The following is a 2367-nucleotide window of genomic DNA, read 5'->3' as shown; positions in this document are numbered from 1 at the left end:
GGCGAATCTACAGTCGCACGGGCGCCGGGGACCTGTTCCTCCAGATCGACGTCGACGATCTCTTGACCGACGTCCCTGCCGCTCTGCCCACGCCGTCCGAGAAGCGCTCGATGGGAAGCCTGCTGACAATCGGTTGGGTGTCGACAGCGCCTGCTCCCGGCTCGGGAGGACACACGACGTTCTTCCGCATGGTCGAGGCACTCGAGGCGCGTGGCCACCGATGCGTCTTGTACTTCTACGATCGTCATGGACTCGATGTGACCCAGCTGACGGCTACCATCCGGCGCCATTGGCCCGCGCTGAAGGCCGACGTGCGCGACGTCACCGCCGGTATCCGAGGTCTCGACGCCGTCGTCGCGTCGGGCTGGGAAAGCGCCCATCTGATCGTCAAATACGCGTCTGATCCGGTGCATCGGCTGTATTTCATGCAGGACTACGAGCCGTTCTTCTACGCACACGGCGCGGAGTACGAGTTCGCAGCCATGAGCTACCGACTGCCTTTTCGCAGAATCGCGCTGGGGGAAATGCTCGACGGAATGATCCGAGAAGAGACGGGACTCACCAGCGACGTCGTCCCCTTCGGCTGCGACTCGTCCGTCTACGGGCTTCCATCCGTCGCGCGACCGCGCTCCGGCATCGTCTTCTACTGTCGTCCTGACTATCCGCGTCGCGGATATCAGCTCGCGCGGGTGGCTCTCCGACGGTTCCATGAACTTCACCCGGAGCAGGAGATCCACATTTACGGTGCAGCGCCGCGTGACCTCGACTTTCCCTTCACATTCCACGGGCGACTGACCGCCCCCGAGTTGAACGATCTCTACGGACGCACGATCGCCGGCATCGCCCTGTCGTTCACCAACATCACGCTTGTCGCGGAAGAGATGCTCGCGGCCGGGAACATCCCCGTCGTCAACGACCTGCCGCTGGCGCACGTCGTGTTGCCCAACGAGAACGTGCGATGGGCGGAGCCCACAGGCGGTGCCCTGGCAGCTGCCCTGAGCGAGGCCGTGACGGCTCCCGACATCCAAGGCAACGCGCGTCGCGCCGCCCAGTCCGTCGTCGGCCGATCCTGGCAGCCTACGCATGACGCCGTGGTGCGCATCATCGAAGAAGAGGTGTGCGGCGCGTGACCTCCCGGACCAACCTCCATCATCTGCTCTCGCAGGCGGCTGCCTCGACTCCCGGCGCGGCCGCGCTGTCGTACCGATCACACACCCACACTTACGCCGAGACCTGGGCCGCGACTCAGTCAGCTGCTGCGCAGCTGCAGGCGGTCGGCCTGCAGCGCGGCGAGCGTGTGGCGATCTACCTCGAGAAGCGCTTCGAGACGGTCGTGTCGATCTTTGCCGCATCCGCGGCCGGCGGGATGTTCGTGCCGATCAACCACGTTCTGAAACCGGCTCAGGTCGGTCACATCCTCACCGACAGCGGCGCGCGCGTCCTCATCACTTCGGCCGATCGACTCGGGCAACTGCACGGCACCCTGCCGAACACGGTCGAAGACGTCGTCGTGGTCGGGACCGCTCCCACTGACCCGGTCGCCTACCGCGTGCACGCATGGGAGCACGATGCCGCATCCGGAGCGGTCCCCGCCTCCCGAGCGGTGATCGACGTGGATCCCGCCGCCATCCTGTACACCTCGGGTTCCACCGGCAGTCCCAAGGGCGTCGTGCTGAGCCATCGCAACCTCATCGTCGGCGCGGAGAGCGTCAGCGCCTACCTCGAGAACACGTGCGACGATGTCATCCTCAGCGTCCTCCCACTGAGCTTCGACGCGGGTCTCAGCCAGGTGACGACCGCCTTCGCGGTCGGGGCGCATTGCGTCCTCATGAACTATCTGCTTCCCCGCGAGGTGCCCAAGCTCTGCGCGCAGTACGGCGTCACCGGGCTCACCTGCGTGCCTCCGCTTTGGCTGCAGCTCGCGGATGTGGTCTGGCCGCACGAAGCCGCTGGTCGACTCCGATACTGGGCGAACACGGGTGGACGGATGCCGCGCGTGACGCTGGAGAAGCTGCGCGGCTTGTTCGCACGCGCAAGTCCCTACCTGATGTACGGGCTCACCGAGGCGTTCCGCTCGACATACCTCGACCCCGGCGAGGTCGACCGGCGGCCGGAATCGATCGGCAAGGCCATTCCGAATGCCGAGATCCTCGTTCTCCGACCCGACGGCACGGTGTGCGATCCAGGCGAGGAGGGCGAGCTCGTCCACCGGGGCGCGCTCGTCGGGCTCGGCTACTGGAATGATCCGGTGCGCACCGCCGAGCGATACAAGCTGGTGCGCCGACCCGGCGAGGAATGGCGGACGCCGGAGATGGCGGTGTGGTCCGGTGACACGGTCGTCGCAGACCAGGAGGGATTTCTCTTCTT

Annotated in this window: 2 protein-coding genes; both read left to right on the top strand. The window is 66.1% G+C overall.

The window, feature by feature from the left end; translation table 11 throughout:
- Positions 1–1130, top strand: a 1130-nt coding sequence (locus tag VFX99_RS08810) for a glycosyltransferase family 1 protein (RefSeq protein WP_329665924.1), incomplete at its 5' end; no start/stop codon positions are given.
- The coding region (locus tag VFX99_RS08805) for an AMP-binding protein (RefSeq protein WP_329665923.1) at positions 1127–2367 on the top strand (1241 nt) is incomplete at its 3' end. The genes VFX99_RS08810 and VFX99_RS08805, both read left to right, overlap by 4 nt.

The sequence above is a fragment of the Microbacterium sp. genome (assembly GCF_036277215.1).
In the GTDB taxonomy this organism is placed as follows: Bacteria; Actinomycetota; Actinomycetes; order Actinomycetales; family Microbacteriaceae; genus Microbacterium.
The sequence above is the reverse complement of the archived record's forward strand: the minus strand, read 5'-3'. Positions and strand labels throughout refer to the sequence as shown.